The sequence below is a fragment of the Mesorhizobium sp. W050 genome (genome assembly GCF_054719535.1).
In genome coordinates this window covers 1273112-1292584 of sequence record NZ_JBTTIH010000001.1, presented here as the reverse complement: position 1 = coordinate 1292584, position 19473 = coordinate 1273112, and the positions used below count along the sequence as shown (strand labels likewise).

The 19473-nt window shown below is 64.7% G+C and carries 20 protein-coding genes and 1 pseudogene; 10 read left to right on the top strand and 11 right to left on the bottom strand.

Going from position 1 to position 19473, the window contains the following annotated elements; translation table 11 throughout:
* Positions 1-4: 4 nt before the first annotated feature.
* The 5 genes from ACYG9Y_RS06190 to ACYG9Y_RS06170 form a co-directional block, all read right to left on the bottom strand.
* Positions 5-1066 carry an ABC transporter substrate-binding protein gene (locus tag ACYG9Y_RS06190; protein WP_023687931.1) on the bottom strand — a complete coding sequence of 354 codons (1062 nt, stop codon included), beginning with the start codon at positions 1064-1066 and terminating at the stop codon, positions 5-7.
* Between the two features lie 33 nt (positions 1067-1099).
* Entirely contained in the window at positions 1100-2074 is a 975-nt protein-coding gene (locus tag ACYG9Y_RS06185; RefSeq protein ID WP_023714831.1) for a PfkB family carbohydrate kinase, read from the bottom strand.
* Positions 2071-3105 carry an ADP-ribosylglycohydrolase family protein gene (locus ACYG9Y_RS06180; protein WP_023714832.1) on the bottom strand — a complete coding sequence of 345 codons (1035 nt, stop codon included), beginning with the start codon at positions 3103-3105 and terminating at the stop codon, positions 2071-2073. Before ACYG9Y_RS06180 ends, ACYG9Y_RS06185 begins: the two co-directional genes overlap by 4 nt.
* A 3-nt stretch (positions 3106-3108) precedes the next feature.
* Positions 3109-3834: a GntR family transcriptional regulator gene (locus tag ACYG9Y_RS06175; RefSeq protein ID WP_023687928.1), complete on the bottom strand. Its 726-nt coding sequence runs from the start codon at positions 3832-3834 to the stop codon at positions 3109-3111.
* Positions 3835-4023: 189 nt separating this feature from the next.
* Complete coding sequence (locus ACYG9Y_RS06170; protein ID WP_023739481.1) at positions 4024-4794, bottom strand: IclR family transcriptional regulator domain-containing protein; 771 nt, start codon at positions 4792-4794, stop codon at positions 4024-4026.
* A gap of 116 nt (positions 4795-4910) precedes the next feature.
* Between ACYG9Y_RS06170 and ACYG9Y_RS06165 the strand changes: the two genes are divergently transcribed.
* Genes ACYG9Y_RS06165 through pcaF form a run of 3 tightly spaced genes read left to right on the top strand, consistent with a single transcriptional unit; the run spans position 4911 to position 7760 of the window.
* Complete coding sequence (locus ACYG9Y_RS06165) at positions 4911-5768, top strand: CoA transferase subunit A (RefSeq protein WP_023739482.1); 858 nt, start codon at positions 4911-4913, stop codon at positions 5766-5768.
* Entirely contained in the window at positions 5765-6553 is a 789-nt protein-coding gene (locus ACYG9Y_RS06160) for a CoA-transferase subunit beta (protein WP_023739483.1), read from the top strand. The genes ACYG9Y_RS06165 and ACYG9Y_RS06160 overlap by 4 nt, the downstream gene beginning before the upstream one ends.
* Position 6554: 1 nt before the next feature.
* Positions 6555-7760, top strand: coding sequence for a 3-oxoadipyl-CoA thiolase (gene pcaF / locus ACYG9Y_RS06155; protein WP_023739484.1), 1206 nt, complete (start codon positions 6555-6557; stop codon positions 7758-7760).
* A 13-nt stretch (positions 7761-7773) separates the two neighbouring features.
* On the opposite strand, the gene pobA is transcribed toward pcaF, so the two are convergent.
* Genes pobA through pcaD form a run of 6 tightly spaced genes read right to left on the bottom strand, consistent with a single transcriptional unit; the run spans position 7774 to position 12592 of the window.
* On the bottom strand, positions 7774-8946 hold the full coding sequence (gene pobA / locus ACYG9Y_RS06150; protein WP_023739485.1) for a 4-hydroxybenzoate 3-monooxygenase: 1173 nt from the start codon (positions 8944-8946) through the stop codon (positions 7774-7776).
* Positions 8946-9998, bottom strand: a complete 1053-nt coding sequence (locus ACYG9Y_RS06145) for a 3-carboxy-cis,cis-muconate cycloisomerase (protein WP_023739486.1) — start codon at positions 9996-9998, stop codon at positions 8946-8948. The genes pobA and ACYG9Y_RS06145 overlap by 1 nt, the downstream gene beginning before the upstream one ends.
* 19 nt (positions 9999-10017) lie before the next feature.
* On the bottom strand, positions 10018-10632 hold the full coding sequence (gene pcaG / locus ACYG9Y_RS06140) for a protocatechuate 3,4-dioxygenase subunit alpha (protein WP_023668155.1): 615 nt from the start codon (positions 10630-10632) through the stop codon (positions 10018-10020).
* Entirely contained in the window at positions 10632-11387 is a 756-nt protein-coding gene (pcaH, locus tag ACYG9Y_RS06135) for a protocatechuate 3,4-dioxygenase subunit beta (protein WP_023739487.1), read from the bottom strand. Before pcaH ends, pcaG begins: the two co-directional genes overlap by 1 nt.
* Positions 11377-11790, bottom strand: a complete 414-nt coding sequence (pcaC, locus tag ACYG9Y_RS06130) for a 4-carboxymuconolactone decarboxylase (protein WP_023714835.1) — start codon at positions 11788-11790, stop codon at positions 11377-11379. Before pcaC ends, pcaH begins: the two co-directional genes overlap by 11 nt.
* Complete coding sequence (gene pcaD, locus ACYG9Y_RS06125) at positions 11783-12592, bottom strand: 3-oxoadipate enol-lactonase (RefSeq protein WP_023696241.1); 810 nt, start codon at positions 12590-12592, stop codon at positions 11783-11785. The genes pcaC and pcaD overlap by 8 nt, the downstream gene beginning before the upstream one ends.
* A gap of 92 nt (positions 12593-12684) precedes the next feature.
* Between pcaD and pcaQ the strand changes: the two genes are divergently transcribed.
* The 7 genes and pseudogenes from pcaQ (at position 12685) to ACYG9Y_RS06090 (ending at position 19401) form a co-directional block, all read left to right on the top strand.
* A complete protein-coding gene (pcaQ, locus tag ACYG9Y_RS06120) occupies positions 12685-13602 on the top strand; it encodes a pca operon transcription factor PcaQ (RefSeq protein ID WP_023685275.1) in 918 nt (305 codons plus the stop codon).
* Between the two features lie 276 nt (positions 13603-13878).
* Positions 13879-15177, top strand: coding sequence for an ABC transporter substrate-binding protein (locus ACYG9Y_RS06115; RefSeq protein ID WP_023739488.1), 1299 nt, complete (start codon positions 13879-13881; stop codon positions 15175-15177).
* Between the two features lie 89 nt (positions 15178-15266).
* On the top strand, positions 15267-15941 hold the full coding sequence (locus ACYG9Y_RS06110; protein ID WP_444848975.1) for an ABC transporter ATP-binding protein: 675 nt from the start codon (positions 15267-15269) through the stop codon (positions 15939-15941).
* Positions 15938-16659 (top strand): annotated as a pseudogene (locus ACYG9Y_RS06105) (ABC transporter ATP-binding protein). The gene ACYG9Y_RS06110 and the pseudogene ACYG9Y_RS06105 overlap by 4 nt, the downstream one beginning before the upstream one ends.
* On the top strand, positions 16656-17552 hold the full coding sequence (locus tag ACYG9Y_RS06100; protein ID WP_023696245.1) for a branched-chain amino acid ABC transporter permease: 897 nt from the start codon (positions 16656-16658) through the stop codon (positions 17550-17552). The pseudogene ACYG9Y_RS06105 and the gene ACYG9Y_RS06100 overlap by 4 nt, the downstream one beginning before the upstream one ends.
* Positions 17549-18613 carry a branched-chain amino acid ABC transporter permease gene (locus ACYG9Y_RS06095; RefSeq protein WP_023739489.1) on the top strand — a complete coding sequence of 355 codons (1065 nt, stop codon included), beginning with the start codon at positions 17549-17551 and terminating at the stop codon, positions 18611-18613. Before ACYG9Y_RS06100 ends, ACYG9Y_RS06095 begins: the two co-directional genes overlap by 4 nt.
* 2 nt (positions 18614-18615) lie before the next feature.
* Complete coding sequence (locus ACYG9Y_RS06090) at positions 18616-19401, top strand: coniferyl-alcohol dehydrogenase (protein ID WP_023739490.1); 786 nt, start codon at positions 18616-18618, stop codon at positions 19399-19401.
* Positions 19402-19473 lie beyond the last annotated feature (72 nt).

The following is a 19473-nucleotide window of genomic DNA, read 5'->3' as shown; positions in this document are numbered from 1 at the left end:
AGCGTTACTTCACGTCGACTTTGAGCTGCTGCCACAGCGCCAGATAGGCCTCGCGCTGCGCGTCGGTGATCGGCGCCTGGAACTGGATGCGCTTGGCCACCTCGGGATCGCCCATCACCTTGCGGTTGAAGGAGTCTTCAGGCAGCGCTTCCACCGCCTTGGTGTTGGCCGACACCGGAGCGCCGACCTTGGTGACCCATTCGACATAGAATTTCGGATCGATCATCCAGTTGATGAAGGCCTGCGCACCTTCGACATTCTTCGAGCCCACCGGGATCGAGAACGCGTCGAGCCAGGCGACGGCGCCTTCCTGCGGAACGACCAGCGAGACCGGCAGCTTGAAGTGGGTCTTGGCGCGATCGGCCGAGCCGCTCCAATAGGTGCCGATGTCGATCTGGTTGGAGGCGACCATCTGGTTCCAGTCGTTCTCCGAACTCCAGAACGTCTTGATCTGCGGCATCAGCGAGGTCAGCTTCGCCTTGACCGCTTCCATATCCTTGATGTCGTTGATATTCTGACCGGTGGCGATGGCGCCGAACTGCACCGCTTCGACAGCGTCGTCGCGAATGACGACCCGGCCCTTATGCGCTGGGTCCCACATTTCGGCGATCGAGGTCGGTGGCTTGTCGAAGGACTTTTCGTTGATTGCCAGCGCCGTCAGGCCCCACACCCACGGCACGCCATAGACCTTGCCGTCATGGTCGAGCATCGGCGATTGCGCCTTGTCCTTGCTGATGTCGGCATAGTTCGGCAGCTTCGAGACATCGATCGGCTGGATCAGCTTTTCCGCCATCGCCTGATCGTTGAAGGCGGCGTTGATCATGACCACGTCATAGAGGCCCGGATTGGTGCGGATCTTGGTCAGCATTTCCTGTTCGGAATTGAAGAAGTCGTTGACGACCTTGTTGCCGGTCGCCTTTTCGAAGGCTTCGATCGCCCACGGCTCGTCGGCGCCGTAGCCCTTCCAGTTGAGCACATGCACTTCGGCGGCACTGGCGGCCAGCGTGAGCGCGGAGGTGATGACGGCGGTCGCCGTCAGCAGGGCAGTCAGTCTTGGCATGCGCATGTTCGTTCCTCTCTTGTTTGCCCGCTTGGCGGGTCAGGCTGTCTGATGGGCCTTCTGGTTCTGGCCCGGCTCGCCCGTGGCGGCCTGGCTCAGGAAAGTCTGGATCTCGCTGTCGGTCGGCGCCGATGAGCCGCCATGGCGGGTGACGGAAAGTGCTGCCGCCGCATTGGCATAGCGCGCCGCCTCGAAGGGATGCACGCCGCGCGAGAGTGCACTGACGAAACCGCCGATATGGGTGTCGCCGGCGCCATTGGTGTCGATGGCATCGACCTTGAAGCCGGCAATGGTCTGCGTCTCGCCATTGACCAACCTCACGAAACAGCCCTTGGCGCCGGCGCGGATAACGACGCCTTCGGCCTTTGGGCAGTGGTCGGCGAGCAGCCGGGCGGCGAGTGCCTCGACATCGCCTTGCCCAGCGATCTCGACCGCTTCCGTCATGTTGCAGCTCAGCCATGTCGTACGGGCAAGCACCCGCGAAAGGATGGGACGTGGGATATCCGCGATGACCGGCGTTGGATCGAAAACGAAGGGAATGTTTTCTGGCAGCGCCTCGATCCAGTCGGTCAGCGCGTCGCGGCTGCCGGAATAGCTCAGCGTATAGCCCGACGTGAACACCCAATCATCAGGCGCGACCACCACGGGCCTCATCATCTCGAGGCTGAGAAAGCTCTCCGCACCGGGCCACGACACGAAGGTGCGCTCGGCATCCCCGGAGATCATGGCGACGCAATTGCCGCTGTCCATGACCGGCGATGGCGACGTCAGCGTTATGATGCCTTCGGCCGCAAACGCGGCGCGCAAGAAATCACCATTCGGTCCGCTGCCGAGCTGGCCGCCGAACACAACCGTCATGCCGGTGCGGCTGGCCGCGACCATCATGTTGAAGCCGCCGCCGGCGACCTGCGCAAAGCTCGACGCGGTCTTCTCGCAGCCCGGCGCCGGCAAGGCGTCGATGCGGTAGACATAGTCGACGACGGCGCTGCCGATATGGACCAGACGCCCACTCATGCCGCGGCATCCTTGCTGGCCTTTGCCGTGCGCGCCGCGACGAGGTCTTCGGCAAGCGAGCGCACCTCCCCCATATCTATGCCGACGAGCCCGGCAATGTGTTGTTGCGGCAGTTGCGAAAAGCCGACGCAGGCGCCGGCCATGCCTGAGGCAATCGCGCCGATCGTGTCGGTGTCGCCGCCGAGATTGGCGCTGATGATTGCCGCTTGCCAGGGATCGCCCTGCGCGACTTCAAGCACGGCGAAAGCTGCCGGCACGGACTCCTGGCTGGCCACACCGGTGCCGACGAGATCGGTGATGAGCCCGATCGCATCCCGCGTGGTCTTGCCGCGCACGAGCTCCTGCGCCCAGGCGATACGCGCGGCGATATCGCCACCAGTCACCCAATGTCCGAGCCTGGCGCCTCGCCGCGCGGCTGCTACCGCGCTGTCGGAAGCGGCACGCCAGTCGCCGCCGGCGACGCCACGGCTGACGGCGGCGGCGACGGCGGCAGCCGTGGCAATGGCGATCGAGGTGTTGTGCGTCGCGCGGCAGGTCTCCGCCACCTTGGCGATAAAAGCGTCGAGCGGTTCCAGCGGCATCATGATGCCGACCGGCGCGATGCGCATGGCCGCGCCATTGGTGTCGCCCCGGCTTCCCGCCTCTTCCGCCGGCACGCCGTCATTGATGGCGTCGATGGCGCGCTTGGTCGATGGTCCCAGCAGGTCATAGCTGCCGCGCGCCTTGACCTCGCGCTCCCAGTCGAGCAGTGCGTTCACCCAGCGCGCATGATCGAAGCGGTCGCCGGACTCGACGAGAATGCGACCAAGCAGCAGCGCCTGTTCGGTATCGTCGGTGATGGTGCCGGCAACGAGCCCCTTCGACACCGGATGATCGGCAAACGGCGCCACGAAATCCTCGACATGGCCGTATAGCTCGGCGATCCGCGCCGGCGACAGAAGCTGCGTCGGCATGCCCAGCGCATCACCGAGCGCCCCACCGACAAGCGCGCCCATGGCGCGATCGAGCGTGTCGTTGGTTCTGTCCGGCATCGCTCAAAACCTCATATGCAGCGCGAAATGCGCCGGGTTGAGCAGGCTGGTTACATATTCGATCGGCCGGTCGTCAGCCGCACGCGTCAGCCGGCGTCCGCGCAGGAACGGCGTGCCTTGCGGGCAGCCGAGAATGGCGGCGTCTTCGGCATTCAGCATCTCGATGCCGACCCATTCCTCGCCATGGTCTGGGATGAGGCCGGCGCCGCGCAGCGTCTGGTGCAGCGAGCCTTCGCGCAGACCGCGCAGCGGCACGTCCTCCAGTTCGGGCGACAGCGGCAGGCGGCTGCGTTCGATGGAGATCGCATGGCCGTCGCTGGCATTGGTGCGCACCCGATCGACGGCGATGAAGAACGGGCTTTCGATGCCAAGCAGCGCGGCAAGATCGGCATCCTCGATCACTTCAAGCCGCAGCGTCCGCGTCTCGGCATTGGCGCCGGCATTGGCCAGCGCCCGCGACCAGCCAATGCTGTCATCGACCGGCTTGCCGTCGAAAGTGACGAAGGAGCCGATGCCGACCTTGGTCGTGATCAGCCCACGGCTGGACAACTCCTCGAGGCCCTTGCGGACCGTGTTGCGGCTGACGGAAAAGCGCTGGACGAGTTCGTTCTCGCTTTGCAGGCGGTCGCCGAAGCCAAGCACGCCGGAGCGGATCTCATGTTCGAGAACGGTGGCGATCTGCTCGGGCTTGCCCGTGCCGGGAGAAAGTTGAACCGCGCGCCGCTTCATATGGGTACCTGTTCAGTAAACCTGTATAGTCCTGTTCGATATTGGAGTTGAAGGGCGGCGTCAACGATATGCGTTGTGCTCAGGTGCCCCAGGGCATCGTTTGTTCGCATGGCGACGCTAACCGCGTAGGGCGTCCCGTCTCCGAGACAGAGCGGGGGCAGCGCTTCCCTCAGGCGATTAGCCTTGCGCTCACACGAAGAAAAATTCCTCAATCTGTTGCTTGGCCGTCCGCAGCGCTGGCAGGATATCCCGCTCCATCGCCTCGACGGAGAACCGCGCCGACTGCGCCGAGACGTTGATCGCCGCCACGGTCTTGCCTGCGCGGTCACAGATAGGCACCGCGATCGAGCGCAGGCCAAGCTCCAGCTCTTCATCGACGACGGCAAAGCCACCCGCCCTCGCCGCGTCGATGGCCTTGGCCAGCGCGGTGCGGCTGGTGATCGTCTTCGGCGTCCGCCGTTCGATCTTGGCTTCTGCAAGGAAGGCCTTCAACTCATCCGCGCCCAGCCCCGACAGCAGGACGCGCCCCATCGAGGTGCAATGCGCCGGCAGCCTGGTGCCGACATCGAGCGAAACACTGAGGATGCGGCGGCCGGGAATGCGCGCGACATAGACGACATCCTCGCCTGACAGCACCGCAGCGTTGCAGGCCTCGTCGAATTGGCCCGCGACGTCGCGCATGATGGATGCCGCGAATGTCCACAGCGAGGCGCCGCCGAGCCAAGAGCGCACGATGGCGAGCAGGCGCGGCGACAGCGAAAACTGCCGGCCGGATTGCGTGGCATAGCCGGTGGCGGTCAGCGTCAGCAGGAAGCGACGCGCGCCGGCGCGGGTCAGCCCCGCCTCCTCCGCCATTTCGGTCAGCGTCATCCCGGCCGGATGCCGGGCCAGTATCTCCATGACTGCAAGGCCGCGCTCCAGCGAGCCGACATGGTCGCGCGTCTTTGCCTTGTCCTCCATGCGGCCTCCGCAAGACAATGCGCCGCCTTGACTCGTCTCGGCGGCGCGATGTAAAAATATCTCATACAAAACAAATGTTCGCAATACGAACTTTTTGAACTTCGGAGTTCTTGGCGATGGTCAATTTCCTGCCGCTCAAACAGGCCGTGGCTGAGAACCTGCATGATGGCGATACGGTCGCCTTCGAAGGCTTCACGCATCTGATCCCGACGGCGGCGGCGCATGAGGCCATCCGCCAGAGCTTTCGCGACCTGACGCTCATCCGCATGACCCCCGACCTGATCTACGACCAGATGATCGGCATGGGCATGGCCAAGAAGATCATCTTCTCCTATGTCGGCAATCCCGGCGTCGGCCTGCTGCGCCGCGCCCGCGACGCCATCGAGAACGGCTTCCCCCGGTCGATCGAGATCGAGGAGCACAGCCATGCCGGCATGGCCAACGCCTACGAGGCGGGAGCTGCCGGCCTGCCTTGCGCGGTGTTCCGCGGCTATCGCGGCGCCGGGCTGGCGGCAGTCAATCCCAACATCCGCTCGGTCACCTGCCCGTTCACCGGCGAGGTGCTTGCCGCCGTTCCTTCCATCCGACCGGACGTGACCTTCATCCACGCTCAGAAGGCCGACAAAAAAGGCAATGTTCTGGTCGAAGGCATTATCGGCATCCAGAAGGAAGCGGTGCTCGCGGCCAAGCGCGCCGTGGTGACGGTAGAGGAAGTCGTCGACGATTTCGACGACCTGCATCCCAACCTCACCGTGCTGCCGCGCTGGACCATCGCTGCGATCTCGGTGGTATCAGGCGGTTCGCATCCCTCCTACACGCACGGCTACTATGCCAGGGACAACGCCGCCTATCTCGAATGGGACGACATCGCCGCCGACCGCGAAAAATTCCAGACCTGGATGCAGGCCAATGTCCTCGATCGCACGGCGGACGATTTCGCCGGCCGCGTAAAGCATCTGAGGAGCGCGGGATGAGCGGCTTTACTCCCAATGAGATGATGACGATTGCCGCCAGCCGAGCCCTGAAAAACGACGATGTCTGCTTCGTCGGCATTGGCGCGCCGTCAGCCGCCTGCAACGTCGCGCGGCTGACGCATGCGCCCGACATCACGCTGATCTATGAAAGTGGCACCATCGGCACCGCGCCCGATGTTTTGCCGCTGTCGATCGGTGACGGCGAACTTTGCGATACCGCCGTCACGACCGTCTCGGTGCCGGAGATGTTTCGTTACTGGCTGCAGGGCGGCCGCATTTCGATCGGTTTCCTCGGTGCCGCCCAGCTCGACAAGTTCGGCAACATCAACACCACCATCATCGGCGACTATGCGCATCCCAAGACCCGCCTGCCCGGCGGCGGCGGCGCGCCGGAGATCGCCACCTCGTCGAAGGAGATCTACATCACCATGGCGCAGTCCAAGCGCGGCATGGTCGAGAAGATCGACTTCTTCACCTCCTTCGGCCATGGCGATGGGGGCGATCACCGCCAGCGCCTAGGCATCGACACCGCTGGACCGACGCTGCTGATCACCGACCTCGCCATCTGGAAGCCCGACCCGATGAGCAAGGAATTCACCGTGGTGTCGTTGCATCCCGGCGCAACGCGGCTTGAGGTGCAGGACAGCTGTGGCTGGATCGTAAAGTTCGCCGAGGCGCTTGACGAAACGCCGGCGCCGACGGAACTCGAGCTGACGACATTGCGCGACCTGCAGGCCCGCACCAAGGCGGCGCATGAGGGAAGCGGAAAAGAAAAGGCCGCATGACATGACCGAGGCATTCATCTGCGATTACATCCGCACCCCGATCGGCCGTTTCGGCGGCTCGCTGTCGTCGGTGCGGGCCGACGATCTTGGCGCCATCCCGCTGAAGGCGCTGGTCGAGCGCAATGCCGGCATCGACTGGCAGGCTGTCGACGACGTCGTCTATGGCTGCGCCAATCAGGCCGGCGAGGACAACCGCAATGTAGCCCGCATGTCGCTGCTCCTGGCCGGACTGCCGAAGGAAATTTCAGGCTCGACCGTCAATCGCCTCTGCGGGTCCGGCATGGACGCGCTCACCATTGCCGCCCGCGCCATCAAGGCGGGCGAAGCCGAGTTGATGATCGCCGGCGGCGTCGAATCGATGAGCCGCGCGCCCTTCGTCATACCCAAGGCCGAGACCGCCTTTTCACGCCATGCCGAGATCCATGACACCACCATCGGCTGGCGCTTCATCAACCCGCTGATGAAGAAACAATATGGCGTCGATTCCATGCCGGAGACCGGCGAGAACGTCGCCGAGGATTTTTCAGTGTCGCGCGCCGACCAGGACGCCTTTGCCGTGCGCAGCCAGGACAAGGCCGTCGCGGCACAGGCCAATGGCCGGCTGGCGAAGGAGATTACCCCGGTGACGATCCCGCAGAAAAAGGGCGACGCGATTATCGTATCGAAGGATGAGCATCCGCGCGCCGGCACCACGGTCGAGTCGCTGGCCAAATTGCCGACGCCGTTCCGGCAAGGTGGCACGGTGACCGCCGGCAACGCATCGGGCGTCAACGATGGCGCGGCGGCGCTGATCATCGCCTCCGAAGCGGCTGTGAAAAAATACGGCCTGACGCCAATCGCCCGCGTTCTCGGCGGCGCTGCTGCCGGCGTGGCGCCGCGCATCATGGGCATCGGCCCTGCCCCGGCGACACAAAAGCTCTGCGCTCGCCTCGGCCTGACACCGCAGCAATTCGATGTCATCGAACTCAACGAAGCCTTCGCCTCCCAAGGCATCGCCGTGCTCCGCCAACTCGGCATCGCCGAGGATGCGGAGGACGTCAACCCCAATGGTGGCGCCATCGCACTTGGTCATCCCTTGGGCATGTCGGGCGCGCGTATCACTGGCACCGCGGCACTGGAACTGCGCGAGCGCAGCGCCCGCTATGCGCTGGCCACCATGTGCATCGGCGTCGGCCAGGGCATCGCGGTGGCGCTTGAACGGGTTTGAGTTTGCACCGCCCTTAATAGGGCAAACCGACATAGTTTTCAGCCAGCGCGGTCGACGCCGCTTGCGAATGCACGAGATAGTCGAGCTCGGCTTCCTGGATGCGCTGGCCGAACTCGCCCGTATCGGGAAAGCGGTGCAGCATCGTCGTCATCCACCAGGAGAAGCGCACCGCCTTCCACACCCGAGCCAGCGCTTTGGCTGAATAGGCGTCGAGCCCGGCCGGCGACTTGTCCAGATAGAATTCGCGAAACCCGGCAAAGAGATAGCGCACGTCGCTGGCGGCGAGGTTGAGCCCCTTGGCGCCCGTCGGCGGCACGATATGGGCGGCGTCGCCGACCAGGAACAGCCGGCCGAAGCGCATCGGTTCGGCTACGAAGGAGCGCAGCGGCGCGATCGATTTTTCGAAGGACGGGCCGGTAACGACGGCGGCTGCGGTCTTTTCCGGCAGGCGACTGCGCAACTCGTCCCAGAAGCGATCGTCGCTCCAGGACTCGACCTGTTCGTCAGCGGGGACCTGCACATAGTAGCGGCTGCGATGCGTCGACCGCATCGAGCATAGCGCAAAGCCCCGCTCATGGTTGGCGTAGACCAGTTCGTGATCGGCCGGCGGCACTTCGGCCAGCACGCCGAGCCAGCCGAAGGGATAGGTCCGCTCGAAGGTTTTCAGCGCCCGCCCAGGCGCCGATTTGCGGCTAACGCCGTGATAGCCGTCGCAGCCGGCGATGAAGTCGCAGTCGATGCGATGGCCGACGCCGTCCTTCCCGTAGGTGACGTAAGGCGCCTCGCCATCGAAACTATGCAGCGCGACGTTGGCCGCCTCATAGACGGTGGTCAGCCCGGCCGCCTCGCGCTTGTCCATCAGATCGTGCGTCACTTCGGTCTGGCCATAGACGGTGACATGCTTTCCCCCAGTCAGTGCCGTGAGGTCGAGCCGGTGCAGGCCGCCGCCGAAGGCAAGCGAGATGCCGGCATGCAGCAGGCCCTCGGCATGCAGCCTTACAGCTGCGCCCGCCTCTTCGAGCAACTCGACGGTGCCTTGTTCGAGCACCCCTGCCCGCACCCGGCCAAGCACATGCTGCCGGCTCGAACGTTCGAGGATCACCGTCTCGACGCCAATGGTGCCGAGAAGCTGGCCAAGCAGCAGCCCGGACGGTCCGGAGCCGACAATGACGATCTTTGTGCGCATCAGTGTCCCAGGCTTTCGATCTGTCCGGCGAGTTCGGCGGCGAGCCGTAGCGCAGCCGCGGTCGCTATCGCCATTTGCGGCAAGAGCAGCCATTCCAGCGTCCAGGCAGCACCGGAGCGCTCCTGCTCATGCACCAGCGCCTGGTGCATGCCGGAAAGCTGGGTGGCGTTGAAGCGCGCCAGCGTCACCAGCACTTCCGCCTTCACCGGGTTCTGCTTGTGCGGCATGGCCGACGAGCCGCCGCCGCCGGACAGCTTGATGTCGGTTCCACCTTGCGCCATCAGCGCAACGTCCTGGCCGAACTTGCCGAGACTGCCGGTGATGAGCGATAGCAGCCCGGCGAATTCGGCCAGCGCATCGCGCTGGTTGTGCCATTGCGGCGCATCGCCAAGGCCAAGCTTTGCGGCAAGGGCGGCGCGCACTGCGGGGCCTTTGTCGCCGAGCTTTTCCAGCGTGCCGGCGGCGCCGCCGAATTGCACTACCAGCAGACCCTTGGATTGCTCCGAGAGTCTCTGCTGATGCCGTTGCAGCGGCGTGCGCCACACCGCCACGCGGTCCGACGCCTGAATTGGGATCGCCGGCTGCATGCGCGTAATCGCTGTCAATGCACGGCTGCCAAAACGTTCTTCCAGCCCCACCAGCCGCAAAATGTTCTCAGTCAGCAGCAGGTCGAGATGTTCAATGAGCCGGCGCAGCCGAAGAACCAGGCCAGTGTCGATGACGTCCTGGCTGGTTGCGCCGAAATGCACGCCGGCGTCGTGCGGCGCGCCGACCGCTGCCTTCAACTGGCGCACCAGTTCGGGCACGATCACGCCATCCTTCGCCACACCGGCCCGCAGCCGCGCGGTGTCCGGCTTGTATGACAACAGGACAGGTATAATCGCCGCGGCGGCATCCGTGCCGATAATCCCGCTTTCGGCTTCCGCTTGCGCCAGCGCGCGCTCGAAATCGAGCATGGCGGCGATTTCCCCATCCACCGAAAAATGCCGAGCCGCCTCCTCGTCGCCGAGCAGGCCGGAAAGCAGCGGATGGTCGAAGGGCGATACGGTCATGTCATTGGTTTCCTGACCGTCAGCTGTCGAAGAAGACCGTTTCCTTCTCCCCCTGGAGATGGACGTCGAAAATATAGTCGTCGCCTTGCCGCTCGGCGATCAGCGTCGGCACGCGCACCTTGTGCTCGATGCGGGCCAGGATCGGATCCTCGGCATTGGCCTTGGCCTCGTCGGAGAAATAGAGCCGCGTGTGGAGGCCGATATTGATGCCGCGGGCGACGATCCACAGGCTGATATGCGGCGCCATCAGCCGGCCGTCGCCATACGGCACGCGTCCCGGCTTGATCGTCTGAAAACTGCACAGGCCGGTTTCCATGTCGGTCGGCTGACGGCCCCAGCCCTGAAAATCCGGATCGGCATCGCCGCGCAATTCGGCCGGCGAATTGTAGAAGCCATTGGCATCCGCTTGCCAGATCTCGATCAACGCATCCCTGAGCGGCGTGCCGGTGCCGTCGAGCACGCGAATGCGCAAACCGATGCGGTCGCCCTTGGCGTTGTCGTTGAGCATCGTGGCGCCCAGGTCTGTCGGGTAGACGCCGCCGATACCGCCGAAATTCGGCGTCAGCCCGATATGCACGTAGGGCCCGGCGGTCTGCGACGGGCTCTCCTTCAGCCGGGTCAGCGATTGCGCCATCAATTGCCCTCCGGACGGTTTTCGAACAGCGCGGCGCGGCGTCCGCGCAACACGATGTCGAACTTGTAGGCGCGCGCGTCGAACGGGATCGTCGCCTGCATGTCGAGCGCCGCTACCAGCGTCTCGATCGCCGCCTTGTCGCGGATACCGCGCACGATCGGGCATCGCCAGATCAGCGGGTCGCCCTCGAAATACATCTGGGTGATCAGCCGCTGTGCGAAGCCGTGGCCGAACACCGAGAAATGGATGTGCGATGGCCGCCAGTCATTGGGCCCGTTCGGCCAGGGATAGGGACCGGGCTTCACCGTGCGAAAGGCATAGCCGCCATCGGCATCGGTGATGGTGCGGCCGCAGCCGCCGAAATTCGGATCGAGCGGCGCGAGATAGCCGTCCTTCTTGTGGCGGTAGCGGCCGCCTGAATTGGCCTGCCAGAATTCGAGCAGCGCGCCGGAGACGCCCTGGCCGCGCTCGTCGAGCACGCGGCCATAGACGATGATACGCTCGCCGATGGCGCTCTCGCCGGGCTTTGCGAAATTGTGGATCAGGTCATTGTCGAGTTCGCCCAGCATGGCGTGGCCGAACACCGGACCGGTGATTTCCGACGCCGTGTTGTCGAAGGCCAGCAGCGCCTTTTGCGGCGAGCGCAGCACCGACGTCTTGTAGTCGGGCGTCAGCGCCGGCGGATGCCAGCCGCGGTCGCGCTGGAAGAAGGCGCCGCTCTCGGGCCTGCGGTTCGAGCCGGCATCAGCTGGCATGGCCAGCCCTGCTTCCGTCCATTTCCGAAAACACCTCCTTGGCGATCCTGAAGGCGCGGTTGGCGGCCGGCACGCCGGCATAGATCGCGACATGCAGGAACGCTTCGCAGATATCGTCGCGCGACGCACCGGTGTTGGCGGTGGCGCGCACATGCATGGCGACCTCTTCATCATGGCCAAGGGCGGCCAGCAGTGCCAGCGTCACGATCGAGCGTTCGCGCCTGCTGAAGCCCGGACGCGTCCACACAGTGCCCCAGGCTGCCTCGGTGATCAGTTCCTGGAACGGCCGGTCGAAATCGGTGACGGCATCCTCGCTGCGATCAACATGCGGGTCGCCGAGCACCGAGCGCCTGACGGTCAGCCCGGTCTGGTATCTGGTTTCGTTTTTGGGCAGTTCATCCATGGGTCTGCTTTCTCAGGGGAAGCGCCGCGACGAAATCGCGGATCAGGGTGGTCAGCGCCTTGGGCTGTTCGACGCAAGGGATGTGCGCGGCGTCACGAATGATTTCGAAATGTGCGCCTGGGATCAGATCGGCCAGCCAGCGGACGAGATCCGGCGGCGTCGAGCCGTCCTGGTCGCCAACGACGCAAAGCGTGGGTACCGCGATCCCCTGCGCGGCCTCGGTGAAATCGGCATCGCGCACCGCGGCGCAGGTGCCGACATAGCCGGCGACGGCTTGCCGGGTCATCATGTTCCAGTAACCGTCGAGCTCGGCGACACGGTCCGCGTGGAAGGCAGGCGTAAACCACATTTTGAGCACGGCATCGGCGATGGCCTGGATGCCTTTGCTTTCGACCGTTTCGATGCGGGTGTTCCAGCTGTCGGCCGTGCCGATCTTGTGGGCGGTGTCGCACAGGATGAGGCCGTCGACGATTTCGGGGCGCCGGGCATAAAACCCTTGCGCAATCAGGCCGCCCACCGACAGGCCGCACAGCACCGCATTGTTCAGTTCGAAATGATCGATCAGGCCCGACAGATCATCGACATGCTCGTCGATCGAGCTGACGCCACCAATGTCGGACAGGCCATGGCCGCGCTTGTCGTAGACCAACACAGGCATTTCGCCACCCAGTTCGGACAACACCTCGTCCCAGATGCGGAAGTCGGTGCCCAGCGAATTGATGAACACGATCGGCCGCGCATTTCCCTTCGCCTTGATATGGCGATGGTGCAGCGTGATGCCGCCAATGTTGACGAATGGCACGATTTCAATCCTCCGTGTTCACATTGCACAAGGCATTTAGTTTGGTAAAATGATATTTTACGCCGTTTCATTAACTGCTAGGTTATGAGAACATGTCCGAAAGCCGCATAAGGTTCCGTCACCTGCAGGCATTCCTTGAGGTAGCGCGGCAAGGCAGCGTGGCGAGGGCGGCCGACTTTCTCCATGTCAGCCCACCGGCCGTGACCAAGACGTTGCGCGAATTGGAGGAGGCGCTTGGCATCGCTGTCGTCGAACGCGACGGCCGCGGCATCAGGGTGACGCGGCTTGGCGAAATCTTTCTCGGCCATGCCGGCACGGCGATCACGGCACTGAAGCGCGGCGTCGATTCCGTCCGCCAGGACGGCGCCATCAACCGGCATCCGATCCGCATCGGCGCGCTCCCGACAGTGTCGGCCAAGGTGATGCCACGCGCCATAAGCCTGTTCCTGAGTGAAAATACCGGTGCTGCGATCAAGATAGTCACCGGCGAGAACGCGGTCCTGCTGGAACAGTTGCGCGTCGGTGCGCTCGATCTCGTCGTCGGCCGGCTTGCGGCGCCGGAAAACATGACCGGCTTCTTCTTCGAGCATCTCTATTCCGAACCGGTGCTGTTCGTGGTGAGGGCCGGCCATCCGCTGCTGCAGCCGGGCCAGGACATCTTCGCCCGGCTCGATGAATTCCCGGTGCTGATGCCGACGCGGGAGTCGGTCATCCGCCCGTTCGTCGACCGCCTGTTCATCACCAACGGCATGACGGCGCCTGCGACCGAGATCGAGACCGTCTCGGATTCCTTCGGCCGTGCCTTCCTGCGCCAAAGCAATGCGGTCTGGATCATATCGACAGGCGTCGTCGCCAACGAACTCTCCAGCGGCGCCTTCGTCGCCTTGCCCGTCAACACCGAGGAAACCAAAGGGCCGGTCGGCCTGACGATGCGGACCGACACTGCGCCTTCGCCGGCCTTCACCATCCTGCTGCAGACAATTCGCGAGGCGGCCAGCCAGAACGCCTGAGCACCTTTCGCCAATCTGGCGCAGAGCGGGCCTTCAGCCGTATTTCCATAACCTGTTGGTTAACGAAACACCGCAAAATATCATTTTACCAAACCAAACACCTAGGGCACTGTGACGATGGGAGGATCGAAATCGTGCCGTTATCGGCATTGGCGGCGTTCCGCTGCCGCCTCAAGGCCTGCCGGGGCGATCTCCGATCTTAAGAACGGGCGGCATCGATTTTGAGCAGGCCGGCGGTGACCTCCAGGTGCCGTCAGGAAAGGGAGGAATACCAGCATGACCTCAAGCAAATCCGGCGTCTCGCGGCGCCAGTTCATCGCCACATCGCTCGCCGGCGGCGCGGCACTTGCGCTCAGCCGCGGCCAGGCATTCGCGCAGGCCGCCGACACGCTGAAGGTCGGCTTTGTCAGCCCGCGCACCGGGCCGCTCGCCGGCTTCGGCCAGACCGACGGCTATGTGCTCGATCTCGCCCGCAAGGCGCTCGCCAACGGCCTCGACATCGGCGGCAAGAAATACAGTGTCGAGATCATCGACCAGGACACGCAATCCGACCCGTCGCGCGCCGGCCAGCTCGCCAAGGACCTCATCAACAACCAGGCCGTCGACCTGATGTTGGCGGTGTCGACGCCGGAGGTGATCAACCCGGTCGCCGACGCCTGCGAAGCCGCCGGCGTGCCTTGCCTCTCCACCGTTATGCCGTGGGAGGCCTGGTATTTCGGCCGCGGCGCCAAGCCCGGCGAACCCTCGCCGTTCAAATGGACCTATCATTTCGGCTTCGGCGTCGACGAGTTCTTCCGGACCTACATCTCGCAATGGAACCTGATCGAGACCAACAAGAAGGTCGGCGTCATGTATCCCAACGACGCCGACGGCAATGCCATCCGCACCCATCTGGCGCCGTTGCTGGCAAAGCAGGGTTTCACCATCGTCGATCCCGGCGCCTACGAGACCGGCACCACCGACTATTCCTCGCAGATCGCTCTGTTCAAGCAGGAAGGCGTCGAGATCTTCAACTCCTTCCCGATCCCGCCGGACTTCGCCGCCTTCTGGCGCCAGGCCGCGCAGCAAGGCCTGATCAAGCAGATCAAGATCTGCCAGGTCGCCAAGACCGGGCTGTTCCCGTCCGACATCGAGGCGCTCGGCGATCTCGGCAACAAGATTTCGAGCGCCGCTTACTGGCACAAGGCCTTCCCCTACAAGTCGCCGCTGACCGGCGTTTCGGGGACCGAACTGGCCGACGGTTATGAGGCCGCCAGCGGCAAGCAATGGACGCAGCAGCTCGGCGCCTCGATGTCGCTGCTCGACGCCGGCTTCGAGGCCCTGAAGGCAAGCACCGACGCCAAGGACAAGGCGGCCGTCGCCAAGGCGCTGAGCACGCTCAACACCGAGACCATGATCGGCAAGGTCGACTTCACCAGCGGCCCGGTCGCCAATGTCTCTCCCGGCCCGATCATCGGCACCCAATGGGTGGCGGCCAAGGAAGGCGGCAAATTCCCGCTCGACTACGTCGTGACCGAGAACGCCACCGACCCGAAGGTTCCGGTCGAGGCCAAGCTCCAGCCGTATAACGGCTGACGGACGGCTACGGGGGTCGCATCGTGAACGGTTCAGCAAACGCCGCGATCCTCCGCGCTGCCGGCATCCAGAAACGCTTCGGCGCGCTGGTGGTGCTCGACGATGTCGACTTCGCCATGAATGCCGCTGAGGCCGTCGGCATCGTCGGCCCGAACGGCGCCGGCAAGACGACGCTGCTCAGCATCTTGTCAGGCGCCTTCCCGCCGAGCGCCGGCACGGTCGCCTTCAAGGGCGGCGACGTGACGGCGCTGCCGGCCACGGCGCGCTGTCGTCTCGGCCTGGTGCGCACGCACCAGGTGCCGAAACCGTTCAGCGGCATGACCACGTTCGAAAACGTCTTCGTCGCCGCGTCGCATGGGGCGGGTCTCGCCCGCGACGAGGCCTATGAAGCGGCGTTGGCGTCGCTGAAACTGTGCGGCATGCTGGGCGTCGCCAACCGACGCGCCGAGACACTCGGCCTGCTCGACCGCAAGCGGCTGGAACTGGCCCGCGCGCTTGCCGCAAGGCCGACCCTGCTTCTGCTCGACGAGATCGGCGGCGGACTGACCGATGGCGAGGCGAGCGAACTCGTCGATACCATCAAGGAATTGCGCCGCCGCAAGATCGGCATCGTCTGGATCGAGCACATCGTCCACATCCTGCTGCAGGTGGCCGAGCGGCTGATCTGCATGGATGCCGGAAAGATCATTGCCGATGGCGAGCCGCAAGCCGTGATGGCCGATCCCGAAGTCGTGCGCGCCTATCTCGGTGGAGGCCCGAAATGAGCCTGCTCGCAATCGAGAATCTGGTCGTCCGCCACGGCCTGTTGCAGGCGGTGCGCGGTGTGAGCTTTACGATCGAGCGCCGCGAAACGCTGGCGCTGGTCGGCGCCAACGGCGCCGGCAAGACGACGCTGCTGCGGGCAATCGCCGGCGCGCATCAGCCGACTGCCGGCCGTGTGCTGCTGGACAGCGCCGACATCACCGGCGTGCCGTCGCACAAGCGCGTCGTGTGGCGCTGGTGCCGGAAGGACGAAAGCTGTTCGTGCAGATGACGGTCGAGGAGAACCTTCTGCTCGGCAAGACCGCCGGCCGGCCCGGCGACTGGAGCGTGGAAAGGGTGCTCGACACGTTCCCCAATCTGAAGCCGCGCCGCCACGCCAAGACCGGGCATCTCTCCGGTGGCGAGCAGCAGGCCACCGCCATCGGCCGCGCGTTGATGAGCAATCCGGAGCTGCTGCTGCTCGACGAGGTCTCGCTCGGCCTGTCGCCGCTGGTGGTCGATCGCGTCTACGCTTCGCTGCAAGGGCTGATCAGCTCCGGCACGACGATCATCCTGGTCGAACAGGACCTCAATCGCGCGCTCTCGGTCTCGGACAAGGTCATCTGCATGCTCGAAGGACGCGTCGCGCTGGAAGGCCCGAGCAAGGGCATGTCCCGCGATGAAGTGACGAAAGCCTATTTCGGCCTGCACAGAAAAAGCGCCGGGAGTGTGCCGGCATGAGCAACCAGATCGTCCAGGGCATCCTGCTCGGCGGCTACTACGCGCTGATCGCCTGCGGCCTCTCCTTCATGTTTTCGGTGATGCGCATCATCAACCTCGCGCATGGCAGCCTGGCCGTGTTTTCCGCCTACGCGCTGTGGTGGCTCGCCTCGCAATTCCATATCTCGCCCTTCGTCGGCCTGCTCATCGTGCTGCCGCTGATGGCGGCCATCGGCTGGGCGCTGCAGCGCTTCCTGCTCGAGCGCAGCGCCCGCGGAGGCGCGCTGCTGCCGATCCTGACCACGTTCGGCCTCGCCATCGTCATCGACAATGCGCTGTTCGAGCAGTTCGGCGCCGACACACGTTCGCTGGCGCCCTATATCGGCAGCCTCTCCTACGATTCCTGGGAATGGCCGGGCAGCATCTATGTCGGCAAGCTTGCCGTGATCATGTTCGCCGCCGCCGTCATATTGCTTGGCGGACTGCAGCTGTTCCTTACCAACACCAGGCTTGGCCGCTCGATCCGCGCCACGTCGGAAGATCCCGACACGGCCGGTCTCGTCGGCGTCGATGCGCGCCGCGCCAACGCCCTCGCCGCCGCCATCGCCATGGTCACGGTCGGTCTTGCCGGTGCCTTCCTCGGCATGCGCGCCACCTTCGATCCCTATACCGGCGCACCTCAATTGCTGTTCGCTTTCGAGGCGGCGGTGATCGGCGGCGCCGGTTCGCAATGGGGCACGCTGGTCGGCGGCATCGTTCTGGCGCTCGCCCAGACGCTCGGCGCGCAGATCCATCCGCAAGGTTTTCTGATCGGCGGCCATGTCGCCTTCCTGATCGTGCTGTTCATCCGGCTCTCCACCTCCGGCCTCGGCCTGCGCGGCCTGCTGCGCCTGCCCGCGAGGAAAGCATCATGAGCGCGGTTTTAAACGCCCCCGTTATCGAGCGCGGCACCTCCGCCTCGCGCATCTCGGCGATTGCGGTCGTCGTCATCATCGCGCTACTTGGCGTCGCGCCGCATTTCCTTTCGGCCGGCGCCGTCGACCGCGTGACCGCCTTGTTCATCTATGTGATCCTGGCGGCGATGTGGAACGCGCTGGCCGGCTTCGGCGGGCTGGTTTCGGTGGGACAGCAAGTGTTCTTCGGCCTCGGCGCCTATTTCACCATCCGCCTGGCCGATGCCGGCCTCAACCCGTTCGCTTCGCTGTTCGTCTCCGCGATCATTGTCGGCGCGATCTCCTGGCCGATGTCGCTGTTCATGCTGCGGCTCAGGAACGGCGAGTTCGCCATCGGCATGTGGGTGATCGCGGCGCTCACCCATCTCCTGGTCAATCTCGACCGGCTGGTGCAAGGCGAGACCGGGACGTCGCTGATCTCGCTCAACGTCTATGACGCCGGCGTCAGGCGGGCGACGATCTACTGGCTGGCGTTGGCCGCGATGACGGCGCTGCTCGCCACCCTGTTTAGCCTGCTGCGTGGCAGCACAGGTGCGGCCATCCGCGCCATCAGGGACAATGAGGAGGCCGCGGCATCGGTCGGCGTGCGCGTCACCGGAACCAAGCGGCTGCTCTTCGTGCTCGCCGCCTTCGGCATCGGCATGGCCGGCGCGCTGTGGTTGGCCACGTCGATCACCTTCCAGCCGAAAACCTACTTCAACGTCCAGTGGACCGCCTACATGATCTTCATGGTGCTGGTCGGCGGCATCGGCACCTTCGAGGGCGCCATTCTGGGTGCGCTGCTGTTCTTCCTCATCGAGACCTGGTTCGGCGGCACCGGCGTCTGGTATCTGATCGGCCTTGGCGCCACGGCGGTGCTGTTCTCGCTCTTCCTGCCGCGCGGCCTGTGGGGAACGCTGGAGGAGCGCTTTGGCCTGCGCCTGCTGCCGGTCGGCTACCGTGTCAGGCTCCCGCCAAACGCCGCAGATGGCGACGCCACGCCTTCGCCGCAACAGACCGCAACACATAGTGAAAAGGCGTGACCATGCTGTTCGGCAAGACCATCCTCATCACCGGTGTCGCGTCCGGTATCGGCGCCCGCACCGCGGAACTTGCCGGCCAACTGGGCGCTGACGTGATCGGCGTCGACGTGCGTGAACCTGCCGCACCGGTCGGCTTCTTCGTCAAGGCCGACATCTCGTTCAAGGCCGGCGTCGTCGATCTCATCGGGCGCCTGCCGGAGCGCATCGATGCGCTCTGCAATGTCGCCGGCCTCCCCGGCAACACCGGTGCGGTGTCGACACTGACCGTCAACTTCTACGGCCTGCGCGCGCTCTCGGAAGGCCTCGCACCAAGACTTCGTGAAGGCGGCGCCGTGGTCAACGTCGCCTCGATCGCCGGCTATGGCTGGCGCGCCAATCTCAACCGCGCGGCATCGATGATCGGCATCGAAGGCTTTCCCGATGTGGCGGAGGTGGTCGCCGACCATCAGGTGAAGAACGAGGAAGGCTATTCCGTTTCCAAGGAACTGCTGCTGTTGTGGACGCAGCGCGCCGCACATCAGGACCTGTTCAGGAGCCGCGGCATCCGCGTCAATGCAGTGAGCCCCGGCCCGGTCGAGACGCCGATCCTCAAACAGTTCCGCAATGTGCTGGGTGACGCCCGCGTCGACAGCGACATCGCCAGGGTCGGGCGCGCCGGAACCTCGGGCGACATCGCGCCTGTCGTGCTGTTCCTGTGCTCGGACGGCGCACGCTGGGTCAACGGCGCCAATGTGCCGGTTGACGGTGGGCTTGAAGCATCGATCAATGCCGAGGTGCTCGGCTTCTAGACCATGATCCCGAAAAGTGGGAGCCGGTGTTCGGATCAGATCGTGGTCGATAATAGATAGAAAAGACGCTCG

Bases quoted from the DNA above. Each gene is read 5' to 3' on its own strand.
- pcaH (WP_023739487.1), bottom strand. From the start codon at position 11,387: ATGCCAGCTGATGCCGGCTCGAACCGCAGGCCCGAGAGCGGCGCCTTC.
- ACYG9Y_RS06090 (WP_023739490.1), top strand. From the start codon at position 18,616: ATGCTGTTCGGCAAGACCATCCTCATCACCGGTGTCGCGTCCGGTATC.
- pcaG (WP_023668155.1), bottom strand. From the start codon at position 10,632: ATGGCGCAATCGCTGACCCGGCTGAAGGAGAGCCCGTCGCAGACCGCC.
- ACYG9Y_RS06170 (WP_023739481.1), bottom strand. From the start codon at position 4,794: ATGGAGGACAAGGCAAAGACGCGCGACCATGTCGGCTCGCTGGAGCGC.
- ACYG9Y_RS06160 (WP_023739483.1), top strand. From the start codon at position 5,765: ATGAGCGGCTTTACTCCCAATGAGATGATGACGATTGCCGCCAGCCGA.
- pcaQ (WP_023685275.1), top strand. From the start codon at position 12,685: ATGTCCGAAAGCCGCATAAGGTTCCGTCACCTGCAGGCATTCCTTGAG.
- ACYG9Y_RS06180 (WP_023714832.1), bottom strand. From the start codon at position 3,105: ATGCCGGACAGAACCAACGACACGCTCGATCGCGCCATGGGCGCGCTT.
- pcaC (WP_023714835.1), bottom strand. From the start codon at position 11,790: ATGGATGAACTGCCCAAAAACGAAACCAGATACCAGACCGGGCTGACC.
- ACYG9Y_RS06175 (WP_023687928.1), bottom strand. From the start codon at position 3,834: ATGAAGCGGCGCGCGGTTCAACTTTCTCCCGGCACGGGCAAGCCCGAG.
- pcaF (WP_023739484.1), top strand. From the start codon at position 6,555: ATGACCGAGGCATTCATCTGCGATTACATCCGCACCCCGATCGGCCGT.
- ACYG9Y_RS06115 (WP_023739488.1), top strand. From the start codon at position 13,879: ATGACCTCAAGCAAATCCGGCGTCTCGCGGCGCCAGTTCATCGCCACA.
- ACYG9Y_RS06100 (WP_023696245.1), top strand. From the start codon at position 16,656: ATGAGCAACCAGATCGTCCAGGGCATCCTGCTCGGCGGCTACTACGCG.
- ACYG9Y_RS06145 (WP_023739486.1), bottom strand. From the start codon at position 9,998: ATGACCGTATCGCCCTTCGACCATCCGCTGCTTTCCGGCCTGCTCGGC.
- ACYG9Y_RS06185 (WP_023714831.1), bottom strand. From the start codon at position 2,074: ATGAGTGGGCGTCTGGTCCATATCGGCAGCGCCGTCGTCGACTATGTC.
- ACYG9Y_RS06095 (WP_023739489.1), top strand. From the start codon at position 17,549: ATGAGCGCGGTTTTAAACGCCCCCGTTATCGAGCGCGGCACCTCCGCC.
- ACYG9Y_RS06165 (WP_023739482.1), top strand. From the start codon at position 4,911: ATGGTCAATTTCCTGCCGCTCAAACAGGCCGTGGCTGAGAACCTGCAT.
- pobA (WP_023739485.1), bottom strand. From the start codon at position 8,946: ATGCGCACAAAGATCGTCATTGTCGGCTCCGGACCGTCCGGGCTGCTG.
- ACYG9Y_RS06190 (WP_023687931.1), bottom strand. From the start codon at position 1,066: ATGCGCATGCCAAGACTGACTGCCCTGCTGACGGCGACCGCCGTCATC.